This is a genomic window from Falsiroseomonas sp. (assembly GCF_051859025.1).
GTDB lineage: Bacteria > Pseudomonadota > Alphaproteobacteria > Acetobacterales > Acetobacteraceae > Falsiroseomonas.
The window spans coordinates 37,659-53,004 of the sequence record NZ_JBHYGL010000005.1 but is presented as its reverse complement, the minus strand read 5'-3'; the positions used below and the strand labels follow the sequence as shown (position 1 = coordinate 53,004).

Sequence of the window (15,346 nt, the reverse complement as noted above, 5' to 3'; positions counted from 1 at the left end):
CGAACTTCATGGGCGTGCCGGCGGCACGGCGGATCGGGGCGCCTCTGCCACCCTCGCGGGAAGGCCCCCGGGCCCGGGCCTCAGGCGCTGGAACGCCTCCACCAGCACATCCTTCGCCAGCGGCGCCGCGGCGGCGGACCCGCTCGTGCCATGCTCCACCACGACGGAGACGGCGAAGATCGGGTTCTCCAGCGGCGCGAAGGCCACGAACAGGGCGTGTGGCCGCCATTCCCGCGGCATCTGGTCCACCCGGAAGCCGCGTTCGCGCTGCTCCCGGCTCACCCGCCGCACCTGCGTCGTGCCGGTCTTGCCCGCCATGGCGCCGAGTTCCGGGGGAAGCCTGGCGATCCGCGCCGTGCCGCCCTGTTCGTTCACCACCGCCCACATCGCTTCGCGCACCAGGCGCAGGTCACGTTCCGGAATGCCGAGGCTCGGCCAATCCTCCGCCCGCACGCCCCGCACCGGCCGCCCGCCGATGGACCGCGTGAGGTGCGGCTGCACCGCGCGTCCCGTCGCCAGCCGCGCCGTCATGGTCGCGAGTGCCAGCGGAGTCAGCTGGTAGAAGCCCTGCCCGATGCCATGCACCACGGTATCGCCCAGCGCCCAGGGCTTGCCCTGCGCCAGCCGCCATTCGCGCGTCGGCACCAGCCCCGCCCGCGTGCCCGGCAACTCGATCTCCAGCGGCACACCGAGTCCGAAGCGTCGTGCCATGGCGGCGATGCGGTCCATGCCGACGCGCTTCGCGACCTCATAGAAATAGACGTCGCAGGACACCTTCAGGGCCGTCCGCATGTCCACGCCGCCATGGCCAGGCCGGTGCCAGCAATGGAAGCGGCTGTCGCCCAGGTCCATGTAGCCGGGGCAGGTCACGCGTTCCGCCGGCGTCACCACCCTCGCCTCCAGCCCCGCCAGCGCCACCACCATCTTGAAGGTGGAACCGGGCGCGTAGAGCCCGTTGGTCGCCTTGTTGATCAGCGGCGTCGCCCGGTTGGCCGTCCATTCCCGCCATTGCGCGGCGGAGACGCCGGAATTGAACACATTCGGGTCGAAGCTCGGCTGCGTCGCCATCGCCAGCAATTCGCCGTTCCGCGCATCCATCAGGACGACGGAGGTGCCTTCCTCGATCTTGCCGCGGATCGACTTCTGCAGTTCCGCATCGACGGAAAGCTGCACGTCCTGGCCCTGCACGCCCTCCCGCCGGTCCAGCTCCCGGATCACGCGGCCGACGGCGTTCACCTCCAGCTGCACCGCGCCGGCGCGGCCGCGCAGCGCCAGGTCGTGGTGCCGCTCGATCCCCGCCCGGCCGACGCGGATGCCGGGCAGTTCCAGCAGCGGGTCGCCATCCATGTCGCGCTCCGCCGGCGGCGCGACATAGCCCACGATGTGGGCCAGGTGCTCGCCCTCGGCGTAGATCCGCGTGGTACCGACATCGACGCTGATACCGGGCAGGTCGGGCGCGTTCAGCTCGATCCGCGCCATCTCCTCCCAGCTCAGGAATTCGCGCACCACCACGGGGACGAAGCGGCGGCGGCGGCGCACCTCGCGCTCGATTCGCGCACGTTCCGCATCCGTCAGCGGGATGATCTTGGTCAGCGTCTCCAGCGTCGCGCCGACATCGGAGGTCTGCTCCGCCACCAGCAGGGCGCGCCAGTTCAGCTGGTTGCCCGCGATGACGCGCCCTTCCCGGTCCAGCACCCGCCCGCGCGGCGGCGCCAGAAGGCGGGCGGAAAGGCGGTTCTCCTCCGCCAGCGTCGCGTAGCGCTCCCCCTCATCCACCTGCAGCGTGTGCAGGCGATGGGCCAGGAACCCCAGCAACCCCATCTGGCCCGCGCCGAGCAGCAGCGCCCGCCGGCCGAAGATGCTGCGGACCCGCTCCTCCTCCCGCTGCTTGCGGCTCATGTTTTCATGCCCTCAAGCGGCGGGCGGCGGCATCCGCCGCCTTGCCTTGCGCGACGACGCGCTGTTGTGCGGGGCCATGCGGGTGCGCTGCTCGCGGGGCCGCATTCGCGGCCCGAAGGGGGGTGGGGCGCAGGATGATGGGCCAGCTCACACCGTCTCCTCCGCCCGCCGCATCGCCGTGTGGATGCGGCCGAGCACGAAGGCGAAGGCGGGGTACAGCCCGGCGGAAAGCGCGGCCTGGTGCAGGGAAGGCGCCGGCGCCGGCAGGTCCCAGGCCAGCAGCGCCGTCAGCATCCAGCCCAGCCCGGCCGTCCCCATGGCGAAGCCGCAGAAGGCGAGCCAGACGAAGACGAAGCTCTGCCGCACCAGGAAGCGCCGCCAGGCCACCGCCAGCCCATGCGCCACCAGCAGCGTCACCACCCCCGTGCCCAGCGGCGCGAGCGTCAGCAGGTCCTGCAGCAGCGCCAGCACCGCGACTGCCGGCGGCGGCATCGCACCCGGCCGGAAGATGGACCAGAAGATGATGCAGGGCAGCGCCACCGCCGGCACCAGGGTGGCCAGGCCGGTCGGGCCCGATGCCATGATCATGAGCACAGCGGCGCACACCGCGGGGAAGGCCGCGCGCGCCAGGTCGTCCAGCCGGCGCAGCAATCCGGGCGATGGTTCGGGCCGCCCGACCATGGGGGATGACCTCAGCGCCGGCCACGCGGTTCGGGCCGCGCCACGGCTTCCGGCGGCAGGATGCCGCCCAGGCCGAAATCGAACAGCCGCACCACGTCCAGCCGGTCCAGCCGCGCGAACAATTCCACCTCCGCCGTCCCCGATTCGGTCCAGCGCACCACGCCGATCGGCAGCCCTGCGGGAAAGGCCACGCCCTCCGCACTCGTGACGATGCGCTCGCCCTCCGCCGGCCGGCTGCCTTCCGCCCAATGCTGCAGCCGCGGCCGCGCGCCATTGGTGCCCACCATCATCGCCCGCGCCCGGCTGCCTTCCAGGGTCACGGGAATGCGGCTGTTCATGTCGGTCGCCAGCAGCACGCGGGCGGACCGGTTGCCCACCTCCGTCACCCGGCCAACGAAGCCACGCTCATCCAGCGCGATCTGCCCGCGTCGGACCTGCATCTCCGGCGGGATGGAAAGCAGCACCGCCCGCGCATAGACACCGCCGCCATCCGCCACGACGCGGGCGGTGTGGTAGGCGGGCGCGCGTTCCGGCACGAAGGCCAGCTGCCGCCGGAGCATCGCATTCTCGGCTTCCAGGGAGAGTGCGGCCGCCTGCCAACGGCGCAGCCGCTCATTCTCCTCCCGCAGGCGGGCATTCTCCTCCCGCATGACGAAGAGCTGCTCCAGCTCCTCCACCGCGTCCCGCACCGCATGGGCGGGCTCCGCGAAGGCGGCGTAGAAGGGCATCAGTGCGTCCGCCAGCGCCGTCCGCGCACGCTCCGCCAGCAGCGCATCGGCCTTGCCGAGCAGCATCGTGCCGAACGCGACCGCGATCAGCACGGGCAGTGACAGGCGCGACAGCGCCTGCCGGAGCGGAATGCTGAGACGGATCAACCGACGCCCCCCCGCAAGAACCTATCCCCTATCAATACATGGAGGTGAGCACGTGGCGAAGCCGCTTCATCTCCTCAAGCGCCCGCCCGGTGCCGAGAGCGACGCAGGACAGGGCATCCTCCGCCACCACAACGGGCAGTCCGGTGGCATCCCGCAGCACGCCGTCCAGCCGGTGCAGCAGCGCGCCGCCGCCGGTCAGGACGATTCCCTTGTCCACGATGTCCGCAGCCAGTTCGGGGGGCGTATTCTCCAGCGCCACCCGCACCGCCTCGACGATCGCGATCACCGGTTCATAGAGGCTTTCGGCGATCTGCCGCTGGCTGACGATCACCTCCCGCGGCACCCCGTTCATCAGGTCGCGGCCCTTGACCTCCGTCATCGGCCCTTCCTCCCCATCCGGGGGCGGGGCCGCGGCGCCGATCTCCATCTTGATGCGCTCGGCCGTGCTTTCGCCGATCAGCAGGTTATGCTGGCGGCGGATGTAGCTGATGATCGCCTCATCCATCTTGTCGCCGCCGACGCGGACGGACCGCGCATAGACGATGCCGCCGAGCGAGATCACCGCCACTTCCGTCGTGCCGCCGCCGATATCCACCACCATGGACCCAGACGGCTCCGTCACCGGCAGCCCCGCGCCGATCGCGGCCGCCATCGGCTCCTCGATCAGCAGCACCTTACGGGCGCCAGCCGATTCCGCCGATTCCTGGATTGCCCGCCGTTCGACGGCGGTGGAGCCGGAGGGGACGCAGACGATGATGAGGGGGGAGGCGAAGGAGCGGCGGTTATGCACCTTGCGGATGAAATGCTTGATCATTTCCTCCGCCACCTCGAAGTCCGCGATCACGCCGTCCCGCAACGGCCGGATGGCGGCGATGTTGCCGGGGGTGCGGCCCAGCATCAGCTTGGCCTCCTCACCCACCGCCAGCACCTGCTTCTTGCCGCGATGGTCGGAAATGGCCACGACCGAAGGCTCATTCAGCACGATCCCGCGGCCCTTCACATAGACCAGCGTATTCGCGGTGCCGAGGTCGATGGCCATGTCGGCCGACAGGAAGCCGAACAGGCGGGAGAACATGCGGCGGGGACCTTCCAGGCGTCGATGCCAGCGGACCCGCCCGCCATCGGCCCGGCGCGCCACGCCAGGGGGCCCCTGATGCATGGCGCCGCCCGGTCCTCACGGCGCCGCGGGGTGGCGAGAGGGGCTTCCGATAGCCCTCCCCCGCCCCTGGCTCAAGCCCTGATGAGCATCCGGCACCCCGCCCCGGCACCCGCCCCGGCAAACCGGACGCCTTCGGCAGCGTTACGGACGGCATACGAACCCCGAAGGAGGTCACAATGCGCCGTCTTCCCCTGCTTCTCCTGGTCGCTGGCGGCATGGCCGGGTGCGGCCAGACCACCGGCGACCGTGCCGTCTCCGGCGGCCTGCTCGGCGCTGGCGCGGGTGCCGCCATCGGTGCCGTCTCGGGCGGCGGGGTCGGCACCGGCGCGCTGATCGGCGGCGCGGCCGGCGCGGCCGGCGGCGCGCTGACCAGCCCCGGCAGCGTCAACCTCGGCCGCCCCGCCTGGCGCTGACCCGCGCATCACAGCCATAGCGTTCCGGCTCCCCACCCTTCTACCCTGCCGGGATGGGAAACCGATGCCACCCCGGCCGGATGCGCCGCGCCCTGCTTGCCGCCGCGCTGGTGGCCGGGGGATGCGCCACCCTGGCCCCGGCCAGGGCTTCCGGACCCGCGCCGGGCATGGACGTGGCCCTGCTCGCCGCCCTGCCCGACCGCCTGGCGACCCTGCGTCGCCAGGCGCCCGCGCAAACCACCCGAAGCGGGGCCGTGATGGCCTACGCCCGCCCCAACGCCACCGCCGCCATCATGCTATCCGCCCCCACCGCCCTGCCTGTGCCGGATGGCGCTACCTCCGCCACCGCCCGCGGCGCGCTGGCCGAGGCGACCGGCGATGCCTCGCTGCGGATGCTGGAGGATGCGGGTCGCCGCGGCGGCGCTGGCCGACGACCCTCGGAGCTTCGCTGGCGCAGCTTCATCGTTCATGACGGCAGCGCCACCGACCTGCTCTGCAACCGCACGACCCTGCCGGCGGCGCGTGGCATGGTCACGGAAATCGTCTGCGTCACCGGCGTTGCCGGGCGGGTGATGACGGTGGGCCTGACGCTGACCCATCCCCGCCAGGCGGAGCAGGAGGCAATCCGCCTGGCCTGCCGCTTCGCCGCCGAAGCCCGCGCCGGCCTGCGGGAAGCCGCGCGGCTTCAGCGCGCCTGATCAATTCCGCCGCAGCATCCGCCGCAGCGCCCCGCGCCCGGCCGCCACCAGCGGCGCCGCCCGGCCCTTCGGCCGGGGTGCCGGCCCGACGCGGCGCCTCACCTCAAGCCTCGCGCCATCCGGAGCGCGGGAAAGATGCAGCGTCCGGTCGTGATAGGCATCGAGCCCCGGGCGGTGCCCGATCGAGACGAGCGCGCTTTCCGCCAGTTCCTCCCGGAACAGGTTCATCATCACGTCCTGGTTCTCCTCGTCCAGCGCGGCAGTCGCCTCGTCCAGGAAGACCCAGCGGGGGCGATGCAGCAGCAGGCGGGCGAAGGCCAGGCGCTGCTGTTCGCCAAGCGACAGCACGCGATCCCAGCGATCCTCCTCCTCCAGCCTCGGCACCAGATGCGGCAGCCCGCAGCGTTCCAGCGCCGCGGCCAGCGCGGCATCGGCGAACTTCTTGGGCGCCGCGGGATAGGCCAGCGCCGCGCGCAGCGACCCCAGCGGGATGTAGGGGCGCTGCGGCATGAACATCATGCGGTCGCGCGGCGGGATGCGGATCTCCCCCGCCCCCCAGGGCCATAGACCCGCGATGGCGCGGAACAGCGTGGACTTGCCCGTCCCGCTCTCCCCCACAATGAGCACCTTCTCCCCCGCCTTGATCTCCGCATTGGCTTCCTGGATGACGACATTGCCGTCGGCATGGCCGATCTGGAGGTCGCGGAAGGCCAGGATCTCCCGCCCCTGCTCATCCGGCCCTTCCTTCACCACGATGCGCTGCTCGGCCTCCATCGCCTCGGCCTCGTCGAAGGTGTCCTCCAGCGCGGCGACGCGTTCCACATGGCTGCGCCAATCCGCCAGGATGGGGAACTTGTCCACGAACCAGTTCAGGCTGCGGGTCACCTCCAGGAAGGCCTGCGTGATCTGCATCAGCACGCCGAGCGTAATGGCGCCGGCGAAGTAGCGCGGGCTCGCCACCAGGATCGGCACCACCCCCGCCGCCATGCCATAGGCGGAGGTCAGCCACATCAGTCGCCGCTCGCTGCCATAGAGGTCCTTCATCACGTTGACGACCTGGCCGAAGGCGCGCTTCAGGCCGCGTTCCTCATCGGCCTCGCCGCGAATCAGCGCGATGCCCTCGCTGCTCTCCCGCATCCGGATCAGGGCGAAGCGGTGGTTGCTCTCGGCCTCGTTGCGCCGGATGTTGATGTCCACCATCGGCCCGCCGATGAACCAGGTGAGCACCGACCCGATCACGGCATAGATCAGCGCGGCCCAGACCATGTAGCCGGGGATCTCGAACTCATTGGCGCCGAAGGCGACATGCAGCGGCCCCGACAGCGTCCAGAGGATGCCGAGGAAGGATGCCAGGGTCAGGATCGACCCCAGCAGCCCCACCAGCAGGTCGACCGCCATCGCGGTCGCCCAGCGCGTATTCTCGCTGATGCGCTGGTCGGGATTGTCGGCGGCATCGGGCATGAAGTTCAGCTGGTAGTGGCGCCCGCCTTCCAGCCAGCGCCCCTGCAGCCGGTGCACCAGCCAGCGCCGCCAATCCAGCATCAGCGCCTGCCGCACCCAGAGCTGCGCCACGGCGGTGACCATCGCGGCGACGATCAGCGCGCCGAACATCCACATCTGGCCAAAGAAGGCCGCGCGGTCGCGGTTCTCCAGCGCGTTGAAGAAATCGCGGTTCCACAGGTTGAAGCGCACCTGCACCAGGATCTGCGCCAGCGTCAGCACGATGACGCCGATCGTCAGCAGCCAGGCGCGCTTCCGGTCCTGGGGCGATGCGTAGTAGCCGCGTGCCAATCGCCAGAAGCGCCGGAAGAAGCCCTGCCGCGGCGCGGCATCGGCTTGCGCCTCGGTGGAGTCCGCCATGGGATCAGCGCCTGCGTTGGGGGTCGGGGACCGGGACGGGCCTCAGATTATCGGCATTCTCGCCCAGCCGATCGGCGGCGAGCGCCCTTCCATGGTCGCCCGCGACGCCCGGGCCTTCGGCAGCCAGCCGCGCCCCCGGCCGCAGCAGGTCGCGAAAGCCGTCGGAGGCGCCGGGTGGCAGGGTGATGACCGTGCCATCGTCGAGGATCGCGCCGGCGATTTCCCCCTGTGGCGCGAAATAGGGCGCCTTGACCGTGCCGGCGGCGCTGACGCGCTCCGCCCGCTCCGCCGCGCTGCGCCCGCCGAGCCGCCAGTAGAAGCGGTCCACCACGCCAGGCACGCTGTCGGCATTGGGCGCGAAGGCCAGCATGGTGATGACCGGCGCGTGGCGCGCGCGGATGCCCCAGACGATGATCGGCCGCCCTGCCGGTGCGGCATCCCGCACGGCCTGCGCGACATCCGGCGGGAAGACGATCTGCGGTCCCTCCCGGAACAGCAGCGCATCCGTCTCACCCCGCGGGTTGATCAGGTAGCGCTCCACCGTCCCGGTGAAGGATGGAAGCTGGGTCGGATCGAACCAGAGATCAGATTGCGGCCGCGGTGGCGGCCTGTCCTGCGCCACGGCGGGGCCCAGGAACGGAAGGCACGCGGCCATGCCCAGCATCAACCGGCGCGGCGCGCCCTTCCCCCTGCGGTGCATCCCGTCAGGCGCCGCGAATCGCGCCGAAGACGAGGCTGACCAGGAACAGCACGATGAAGATGCCGAAGAGGATCTTCGCGATGCCGGCCGATGCGGACGCGATGCCGCCAAAGCCGAAAAGCCCCGCGATCAGCGCGACGACAAGAAAGATGAGGGTCCAGTAGAGCATGAGCGCCTCCCGCTTGTGGGAACCGCCCCACGAACGCGAGAAGCCCTGACCGGTTTCCCCACCGGAACGGGAATATGGCCGCCGGGCTTGCGTGGCTCAGACGGGGTCGAGATGCACGCCGCGCGTCACCGCCTGGTAGGTCGCGACGGCAAGCGTTGTCGGTTCGAACGGCTTGGTGATGACGAAGGCCGGTTCCAGGTCCTGCCCCGTCAGCAGCCGTTCCGGATAGGCGGTGACGAAGATGACCGGCGCGCGATGCCGTGCCATGATGCGCGAGACGGCGTTCGCCCCATCGCCGCCCGCACCGAGGTTGACATCCGCCAGCACCAGCGTCGGCAATTCGGCGGCGGCGATCGCCACGGCCTCATCCTCGCTGGATGCGATGCCGACCACCTCATGCCCCGCATTCTCCACGAGTTGCTGGAGATCCATCGCGATGATGGGCTCATCCTCGATGATGAGGACGCGCGCCACAGCGCCGGCCCGCAGATGCGCGCGCGCCGCCTCCACCGCCTCTGTCGCCACCACCACCGGCAAGCCGACCGCGATGGCCGCATGGTGCGTGTCCAGTTCCTCAAGCGAGGTGAGCAGCAGCAGCATGCGCTGCGTCGGCGTCAGCGCGCCGTCTTCCTCATCGCCCGGGGCGTGGTCGGCCGCCTTTCGCCCGATGGCCGTGTAGAACGCGACACGCGCCGCCAGCACCGGTTCCTGCACCGCATCGGGCGACGCCAGACCGCCACGCAGCGCATCCGCCACCATCGCATCGCCGCGCGCCTGCGAACCCGTCAGCGCGCGCGCATAGCGCCGCGCGTAAGGCAGGGCACCGATCAGCGCCGTCCGTCCGATGTCGCTCATCACCTTGTCATCTCCGATCCGACAGAGTGCGGTGCCGCGCCCGTCCGGTCGTTGATATGCAGCGTTCCGTGATTGAACAAGCCAAAGACACGGCGATGCGCGGCGCTATCGCGCAGTTGTTGCCGGAACTCCGTGCCGCCGCCCGGATGCTCACGCGTTCGAGAGCGGAGGCCGACGATCTGGTGCAGGACGCGGTGCTGCGCATGTTGCGCAACCTCGATGCCTTCGAACCACAGACGGAGCTCGCGCATGATCTGCGCCTGGCGGTGCGTCCCTGGGCCCTGACGGTGCTGCGCAACGCCTTCCGCGAGGGCTGGCGCCGCGCGAAGCGCGAACAACTGCACCTCGACGCCCCGCCACCCGACATCCCGCCCCAACCTGCGGAGCAGGAGACGGCGCATGAATTGCGCGACCTCGCCCGTTCGCTCGCCCGCCTGTCGCCCACGCTGAGAGAGGCGCTGGTGCTCGTTGCGGCGCGCGGCCTGAGCCATGAGGAAGCGGCCGCCATCTGCAACGTGCCCGTCGGGACGATGAAGGCGCGCGTGTCCCGCGCGCGAAAGGCACTGGCCGATGATCTCGCTCCCGTGATCGGGTAACGGAAGCGAGATGCAACCGGATACGTCGCCCGGTCATTCCCCCTGTATCCAGGACGGAGTTGACCATGCCGAACGAGTTCCACAGCCAGTTGATCACGCTGCTGCCCCGCCTGCGGGTGCAGGCCCTTGCGCTGACGCGCAACCGGGCCGCGGCGGAAGACCTGGTGCAGGACGCGGTGGCGAACGCGCTGGCGGCGCAGAACAGCTTCACGCCCGGCACGAACTTCGCCGCGTGGATGCACCGTATCTTGCGCAACCGCTTCATCAGCACGCTGCGCAAGCAGCGCGAGACGACGGATATCGAGGATCTTCCCGCCGGCGCCTTCGCTGTCAGCGCCACGCACGAGGATCGTCTGATCCTCAAGGAACTCGGCCACGCCGTGAACCGTCTGCCCGCCGACCAGCGCGAGGCACTGTTCATGGTGGTGCTGCAGGGCATGTCCTACGAGGATGTGGCGGAAGCCACGGGCTGCGCCGTCGGTACGGCGAAGTCCCGCGTGTTCCGTGCCCGCCGCCAGTTGCAGACCTGGTTGATGGGCGAGGAAAGCGCGACCCGCAACGAGGCGACGCAGGCCGAGGACCGTGCGCAGGAAGCGCGCAGCGCCAAGGATCGTCGCGCAGGGGTTGGCGATCAGCAGTTGTTCGCCTAAGTCCCGCTGACACGGCGCCGCAACGGCCCAGTCTCTGGTGCGGCGCCGTTGGCGGCGATGGACATGGACACAAGCGACAGCAGGACCCCTCCCCCGAGCCCGTCTCCAGCCCCCTGCCAACCGGCGACGGGGGGTCGTGGCGCGTTGGAGGACCCGTTCGGGCTCTGGCTGCAGCGCGGGCTTCATCAACTCTACGACAGCGTGGCGAACGAACCGATCCCGGCGGAACTCCTTCGCCTGATCGAGGCCGACAGAACGGCCGACAAATCCGCCGACAAATCCAGGGACTGCGGCTGAGGCGGCGGGGTGCGGGATGAAGATGCCCGGCCCCGACCACTTGCCCGCGGAGCCAGCCGCCAGCCGACTTGGTTGGCGCCTGCCGCGCCCACACGCGACCATTCGCGGTCGCCTCATCGGCCTTCTGCTGCTGGCGGCGACGCCGGTGGTGGTCATCGCGCTCGCCGGCACGATCACTGACTTCAACGCATCGCTGCGCGAGGCACGCGCCGGGTTGACCACCCAGCGCGACCTGCTGCTGCGGCGCGTCGCCGCAAGGCTGGACGTGGCGGACACCGCGCTGCATGTCCTGGGCGCCATCGGCGACATCGGCACGGCCTGCCGCACCCTGGCGGCAACAACCCTGCCCCCCGGCCTGACGCTGCGCCTGATTCAGGAAGATGGCCGCGGCGCCTGCGCGGCGGGGCAGGTCCTGGTGGACGCCCCCCACACCTCCGCCGAACGCCAGGTGCTGGTCCAGCGCGGCCTGGCGACGCTGACGCGGGACGTCGATGGACGGCGCCTCTCGGCCGACGTCTCGCTCCCGCTGCCGCCACCGGGCCTGAACGCCTGGATCGTGGATGCGGAGGGAAATGCCTGGCCGATCAGCGCCGATGGCCCCGCGGCGCCCACCGGCTGGCACGCGGATGCCGACACGATGCTCGATTCAACCGGCGGGCCCCTGCTGCTGTCGCATGCCCCGATCGCGGAGAACCTTTCGCTCCTCGTCGCGCAATCCGGGACCGCAGCGCGCGAGGCCGCGATCATGGTCGCGCTCCAGCGCCTGGGCGAAATCCTCGCTTTGCTGGCGCTGAGCATCGGCGCCGTCATGCTCGGCTCCGGCTACGCCGTCACACGCCCCCTGATGCAGCTGCGTCGCATCGTGACGCAATGGCGCCAGCGGGGCGGCAGCGTCGAGGCGCCCGACCGCGCCGGCATGCCCGATGAGATCCGTGACCTCGCCGAAAGCTTCGTCGCCGGCGCCGAAGCCCTGGCCGCGCGGGAAGCCGATCTGAAAGGCGCCCGCGAACGCGCGGAGATCCTCGCCTCCGAGGTCCATCACCGCGTCAAGAACAACCTCCAGATCGTCAGCAGCCTGCTGGCGCTGCAGGCCCAGCGCGTCACCGATGCCGCGGCGCGCGCGGAGTTCGAGGCCGCGCGCGACCGCATCGGCGCCATCGCGACGCTGCACCGCCACATGTATGCGCATCACGACCCGGAGGCGATCGACCTCGGCGCCTTCATCGAGGAACTGGGCGCCCAGCTTTTCGCGGCCGTCGGCGATCGTCCCGGCCGGCGCATCGTGCTGGATGTCTCCGCGCCCGCGCTGCGCATCTCCTCGGACCAGGCGGTGCCACTCGCCCTCATCATCACGGAAGCCGTTTCCGCCGCGCTGAAGCAGGGCTTCCCGCCCAGCCACAGCGGCCGCATCACCATTCGGGTCGAAGCCGATGAACGCCGCGCCAACCTCGCCATCAGCGATGATGGCGTGACGCCGCGCAGCGACGACCAACTGCGCGCCATGCTGCTGCGCGGCCTGGCGCGGCAACTCGGCGGCGAGTTGAAGCGGCAGGAGGCGGGGCTGACGCTGGACTTTCCCCTGCGCGCGCCCCTGCCCCGCCCGCCGCCTTCCGTCAGGCCGCCCCCTGCACCTGAGAGGGCGTGAGGGCCGCCGGCGCGGTGCGCTGGCGCTTCACCAGCAGCTTGTTCAGCGCGTGCACATAGGCACGGGCGGAAGCGACGATGGTGTCGGTATCCGCGCCCTGCCCGTCCACATGCTTGCCTTCCTCCTCCAGCCGCACGGTCACGCGCGCCTGCGCATCCGTGCCGCCGGTGACGGATTGCACGGCGTAGAGCTTCAGGTTCACCTCATGCGGGAAGGCTTGGCGCAGCGCCGCGAAGGTCGCGTCCACGCCACCATCGCCACCGGCCACGCCCTCACGCGCCTCCCCATCCACTTCCAGCGCGATGGAGGCGATGGGCCGCGTGTGCATCCCCGTGGAGACACTCAGGCCCACCAGCTTGATGCGGTCATTCGCGCGGACGACCTCGTCATCCACCAGCGCCACGATGTCCTCGTCGTAGACGACCTTCTTGCGGTCAGCGAGGTCCTTGAACCGCTTGAAGGCGTCGTTCATGGCGTTGTCGCCGACATCGTAGCCCAGCGCCTTCAGCTTGTCCTTGAAGGCAGCGCGGCCGGAATGCTTCCCCAGAACCAACGACGACTTCGTCCACCCGACACTTTCGGGAGTCATGATTTCGTAGGTCGAGCTGTCCTTCAGCATGCCGTCCTGGTGGATGCCGGACTCATGCGCGAAGGCGTTGCGGCCGACGATCGCCTTGTTCGGCTGCACGTCGAAGCCCGTGATCGTCGCCAGCAGGCGCGACGTGCGCAGGATGTTGGGCGTGGCGACGCTGTTCGCGAAGGGCAGCGCATCATGCCGCGTGCGCAGCACCATCGCGATCTCTTCCAGGCTTGCATTGCCCGCCCGTTCGCCGATCCCGTTGATCGTGCATTCCACCTGGCGCGCGCCGGCGCGGATCGCCGCGATGGTGTTCGCAACCGCCAGGCCGAGGTCATTGTGGTTGTGGGTGGAGAAGATGACCTTCTCCGCCCCCGGCACGCGGTTGCGCACGGTGGAGAAGATGTTCGCCATGTCCTCCGGCACCGCATAGCCGACGGTATCGGGGATGTTGATGGTGGTGGCGCCGGCCTTGATGGCGGCCTCCACGCAGCGGCAGAGGAAGTCGATCTCCGTCCGCGTGCCGTCCTCGGCGCTCCATTCCACATCGGCCGTCGCGTTGCGCGCGAGCGTGACGGAACTCGTCACCAGCGCCAGCACATCCTCCGGCTCCATACGCAGCTTCACGCGCATATGCAGCGGGCTGGTGGAGACGAAGGTGTGGATGCGGCTGCGAGCCGCCGGCTTGATGGCTTCCGCCGCCCGCGCGATGTCACCCGGCGCCGTCCGCGCCAGGCCGCAGACCACCGGCCCGTCCTTGCTGAACTTCTGGGCGATAGCGTGGACGCTTTCGAAATCCCCGATGCTGGCAATGGGGAAGCCCGCTTCCAGCACATCGGCGCCGAGTTCGTGCAGCGCCTCCGCCATACGGATCTTCTCCTCCAGGTTCATGGAGAAGCCGGGGGATTGTTCACCGTCGCGCAGCGTGGTGTCGAACACGATGATGCGGTCGGGGTCCATCGTCCCGAAGGACGGATGCGTGATGGCCATGGGGTGCGTTCCTTCGATTCGTCATTGAGCCATGCGCGAGGGCAAACCTGCCCTCAGGGTCCCCTGAGCGGTGCCGGCCTTGATCGACCGGACGTTACGCCCAGGGGTGGCTAAGTCGAAGAAGGAGAAGGGCGCGCAGGCACAGACCCGCCCGAGGGGCAGTGGTCGGCTCGGAAAGGCGCGCGCGGGGCGTCATGGCTGCCCGCACCCTAACCGCCTGCGCGCGCCCCTGCAAGCACTGGCGTGCCGGCCCCGCCCGCTTCACCATGGCGGCGTTAAGGGTGGGGAAACACAGGCGATGACGTTCAAGGTGGTGGTGGGCCGCAGGCTCACGGATGCCGGGATGGCGGTGCTGGAGGCGCGGCGCGACCTCGACATGCAGGTGCTGCACGACCCCACGGAGGCCGAATGGCACGCCGCCCTGGCCGATGCCGAGGCCTGCATCGCCTGGACCAACCGTGTGGACCGCGCCGCCCTTGCCGCCGCCCCCCGCCTGCGCGCCGTCTCCCGCATCGGCGTCGGCTACGACACGGTGGACATCACCGCCTGTTCGGAACGCGGCATCGCCGTGATGGTCGCGAACGGATCGAACGACCTTTCCGTTGCCGAACACGCGATGATGCTGCTGCTGGCCGTGGCGCGGCGGGCTGTCGACATCCACAACCATGTCGCCCGCGATGGCGGCTGGTGGCCGCAGGACGGGTTGCGGATGGTGGACCTCGCCGGCCGCAAGGCGCTCGTCGTCGGCTATGGCCGCATCGGCACCCGCGTCGCGCAGTATCTCAAGGCCTTCAAGCTGGATGTCGCGGTGCTGGACCCGAACTTCGCCCCCCACCGCATCGCCGCCGATGGCTTCCGCTGTGTGCGAGACCTGCATGCCGGCCTGGCGGAGGCCGATGTGGTGACGCTGCACTGCCCCCTGATGCCCGCCACCCATCACCTGATGGATGAGGCCGCCTTCGCCGCCATGAAGCCCGGCGCCATCCTGGTGAACACCGCCCGCGGCCCCGTGGTGAAGCAGGATGCGCTGGTGGAGGCGCTGCGGTCCGGCCACCTGATGGGCGCCGGCCTCGATGTGCTGGAAGTTGAGCCCGCCATCGCCGGCAACCCCCTTCTCACCCTGCCCAACGTCGTCATCAGCCCGCATTCCGCCGCCAGCACGAAGGAAGGCCAGGACCGCATGGCGGTCTTCGCCGCCCAGAACATGCTGGATGCGCTGGACGGCAAGCCGGACCCGGCGATGATGGTGAACCCCTGGATTTTGCAGAAGGGCTGAACCCGG

16 protein-coding genes are annotated in these 15,346 nt (G+C 70.3%); 7 read left to right on the top strand and 9 right to left on the bottom strand.

Annotated elements, in window-relative coordinates:
- Nucleotides 1-6 precede the first annotated feature (6 nt).
- From mrdA to ACTIE5_RS07880, 4 genes are all read right to left on the bottom strand, one after another.
- Nucleotides 7-1,899 carry a penicillin-binding protein 2 gene (mrdA, locus tag ACTIE5_RS07895; RefSeq protein ID WP_439549148.1) on the bottom strand — a complete coding sequence of 631 codons (1,893 nt, stop codon included), beginning with the start codon at nt 1,897-1,899 and terminating at the stop codon, nt 7-9.
- Between the two features lie 147 nt (nt 1,900-2,046).
- Nucleotides 2,047-2,580, bottom strand: a complete 534-nt coding sequence (locus ACTIE5_RS07890) for a rod shape-determining protein MreD (protein WP_439549147.1) — start codon at nt 2,578-2,580, stop codon at nt 2,047-2,049.
- An 11-nt stretch (nt 2,581-2,591) separates the two neighbouring features.
- Complete coding sequence (gene mreC, locus ACTIE5_RS07885; RefSeq protein ID WP_439549146.1) at nt 2,592-3,455, bottom strand: rod shape-determining protein MreC; 864 nt, start codon at nt 3,453-3,455, stop codon at nt 2,592-2,594.
- 31 nt (nt 3,456-3,486) lie between these two features.
- The gene (locus ACTIE5_RS07880; RefSeq protein WP_439549145.1) at nt 3,487-4,530 is read right to left on the bottom strand and encodes a rod shape-determining protein; all 1,044 of its coding nucleotides are present in this window, start codon (nt 4,528-4,530) and stop codon (nt 3,487-3,489) included.
- A gap of 260 nt (nt 4,531-4,790) precedes the next feature.
- On the opposite strand from ACTIE5_RS07880, the gene ACTIE5_RS07875 reads away from it, so the two are divergent.
- Complete coding sequence (locus tag ACTIE5_RS07875; RefSeq protein ID WP_439549144.1) at nt 4,791-5,027, top strand: YMGG-like glycine zipper-containing protein; 237 nt, start codon at nt 4,791-4,793, stop codon at nt 5,025-5,027.
- Nucleotides 5,028-5,194: 167 nt separating this feature from the next.
- Entirely contained in the window at nt 5,195-5,725 is a 531-nt protein-coding gene (locus ACTIE5_RS07870) for a hypothetical protein (protein ID WP_439549143.1), read from the top strand.
- Here ACTIE5_RS07870 and ACTIE5_RS07865 read toward each other — a convergent pair whose 3' ends face one another.
- The 4 genes from ACTIE5_RS07865 to ACTIE5_RS07850 form a co-directional block, all read right to left on the bottom strand.
- Complete coding sequence (locus ACTIE5_RS07865) at nt 5,726-7,585, bottom strand: ABC transporter ATP-binding protein/permease (RefSeq protein ID WP_439549142.1); 1,860 nt, start codon at nt 7,583-7,585, stop codon at nt 5,726-5,728. It abuts the gene before it with no gap.
- Nucleotides 7,586-7,589: 4 nt separating this feature from the next.
- Nucleotides 7,590-8,240, bottom strand: coding sequence for a hypothetical protein (locus tag ACTIE5_RS07860; RefSeq protein ID WP_439549141.1), 651 nt, complete (start codon nt 8,238-8,240; stop codon nt 7,590-7,592).
- A 49-nt stretch (nt 8,241-8,289) separates the two neighbouring features.
- Complete coding sequence (locus ACTIE5_RS07855) at nt 8,290-8,454, bottom strand: DUF1328 domain-containing protein (protein ID WP_203073768.1); 165 nt, start codon at nt 8,452-8,454, stop codon at nt 8,290-8,292.
- Nucleotides 8,455-8,550: 96 nt separating this feature from the next.
- Nucleotides 8,551-9,309 (bottom strand): PhyR family response regulator anti-anti-sigma factor, encoded by a 759-nt coding sequence (locus ACTIE5_RS07850; RefSeq protein WP_439549140.1) that lies wholly within the window; start codon nt 9,307-9,309, stop codon nt 8,551-8,553.
- 56 nt (nt 9,310-9,365) lie between these two features.
- Between ACTIE5_RS07850 and ACTIE5_RS07845 the strand changes: the two genes are divergently transcribed.
- From ACTIE5_RS07845 to ACTIE5_RS07830, 4 genes are all read left to right on the top strand, one after another.
- On the top strand, nt 9,366-9,905 hold the full coding sequence (locus ACTIE5_RS07845) for a sigma-70 family RNA polymerase sigma factor (protein ID WP_439549139.1): 540 nt from the start codon (nt 9,366-9,368) through the stop codon (nt 9,903-9,905).
- A gap of 65 nt (nt 9,906-9,970) precedes the next feature.
- Nucleotides 9,971-10,555 (top strand): sigma-70 family RNA polymerase sigma factor, encoded by a 585-nt coding sequence (locus ACTIE5_RS07840; RefSeq protein ID WP_439549138.1) that lies wholly within the window; start codon nt 9,971-9,973, stop codon nt 10,553-10,555.
- Nucleotides 10,556-10,618: 63 nt separating this feature from the next.
- A complete protein-coding gene (locus ACTIE5_RS07835; protein ID WP_439549137.1) occupies nt 10,619-10,852 on the top strand; it encodes a NepR family anti-sigma factor in 234 nt (77 codons plus the stop codon).
- 22 nt (nt 10,853-10,874) lie between these two features.
- A complete protein-coding gene (locus tag ACTIE5_RS07830) occupies nt 10,875-12,497 on the top strand; it encodes a sensor histidine kinase (RefSeq protein ID WP_439549136.1) in 1,623 nt (540 codons plus the stop codon).
- Here ACTIE5_RS07830 and ACTIE5_RS07825 read toward each other — a convergent pair.
- Nucleotides 12,466-14,064 carry a 2-isopropylmalate synthase gene (locus ACTIE5_RS07825; protein ID WP_439549135.1) on the bottom strand — a complete coding sequence of 533 codons (1,599 nt, stop codon included), beginning with the start codon at nt 14,062-14,064 and terminating at the stop codon, nt 12,466-12,468. The two genes, ACTIE5_RS07830 and ACTIE5_RS07825, sit on opposite strands and share 32 nt — an antisense overlap.
- A 298-nt stretch (nt 14,065-14,362) precedes the next feature.
- Between ACTIE5_RS07825 and ACTIE5_RS07820 the strand changes: the two genes are divergently transcribed.
- Nucleotides 14,363-15,340, top strand: coding sequence for an NAD(P)-dependent oxidoreductase (locus tag ACTIE5_RS07820; RefSeq protein WP_439549134.1), 978 nt, complete (start codon nt 14,363-14,365; stop codon nt 15,338-15,340).
- The last annotated feature ends 6 nt before the right edge of the window (nt 15,341-15,346 follow it).

What these genes read in the sequence shown, in the direction of transcription:
- mrdA (WP_439549148.1), bottom strand. Translation starts at nt 1,899, where the DNA reads ATGAGCCGCAAGCAGCGGGAGGAGGAGCGGGTCCGCAGCATCTTCGGC.
- ACTIE5_RS07890 (WP_439549147.1), bottom strand. Translation starts at nt 2,580, where the DNA reads ATGGTCGGGCGGCCCGAACCATCGCCCGGATTGCTGCGCCGGCTGGAC.
- ACTIE5_RS07880 (WP_439549145.1), bottom strand. Translation starts at nt 4,530, where the DNA reads ATGTTCTCCCGCCTGTTCGGCTTCCTGTCGGCCGACATGGCCATCGAC.
- ACTIE5_RS07875 (WP_439549144.1), top strand. Translation starts at nt 4,791, where the DNA reads ATGCGCCGTCTTCCCCTGCTTCTCCTGGTCGCTGGCGGCATGGCCGGG.
- ACTIE5_RS07870 (WP_439549143.1), top strand. Translation starts at nt 5,195, where the DNA reads ATGGACGTGGCCCTGCTCGCCGCCCTGCCCGACCGCCTGGCGACCCTG.
- ACTIE5_RS07865 (WP_439549142.1), bottom strand. Translation starts at nt 7,585, where the DNA reads ATGGCGGACTCCACCGAGGCGCAAGCCGATGCCGCGCCGCGGCAGGGC.
- ACTIE5_RS07860 (WP_439549141.1), bottom strand. Translation starts at nt 8,240, where the DNA reads ATGGCCGCGTGCCTTCCGTTCCTGGGCCCCGCCGTGGCGCAGGACAGG.
- ACTIE5_RS07855 (WP_203073768.1), bottom strand. Translation starts at nt 8,454, where the DNA reads ATGCTCTACTGGACCCTCATCTTTCTTGTCGTCGCGCTGATCGCGGGG.
- ACTIE5_RS07850 (WP_439549140.1), bottom strand. Translation starts at nt 9,309, where the DNA reads ATGAGCGACATCGGACGGACGGCGCTGATCGGTGCCCTGCCTTACGCG.
- ACTIE5_RS07845 (WP_439549139.1), top strand. Translation starts at nt 9,366, where the DNA reads ATGCAGCGTTCCGTGATTGAACAAGCCAAAGACACGGCGATGCGCGGC.
- ACTIE5_RS07840 (WP_439549138.1), top strand. Translation starts at nt 9,971, where the DNA reads ATGCCGAACGAGTTCCACAGCCAGTTGATCACGCTGCTGCCCCGCCTG.
- ACTIE5_RS07835 (WP_439549137.1), top strand. Translation starts at nt 10,619, where the DNA reads ATGGACACAAGCGACAGCAGGACCCCTCCCCCGAGCCCGTCTCCAGCC.
- ACTIE5_RS07830 (WP_439549136.1), top strand. Translation starts at nt 10,875, where the DNA reads ATGCCCGGCCCCGACCACTTGCCCGCGGAGCCAGCCGCCAGCCGACTT.
- ACTIE5_RS07825 (WP_439549135.1), bottom strand. Translation starts at nt 14,064, where the DNA reads ATGGCCATCACGCATCCGTCCTTCGGGACGATGGACCCCGACCGCATC.
- ACTIE5_RS07820 (WP_439549134.1), top strand. Translation starts at nt 14,363, where the DNA reads ATGACGTTCAAGGTGGTGGTGGGCCGCAGGCTCACGGATGCCGGGATG.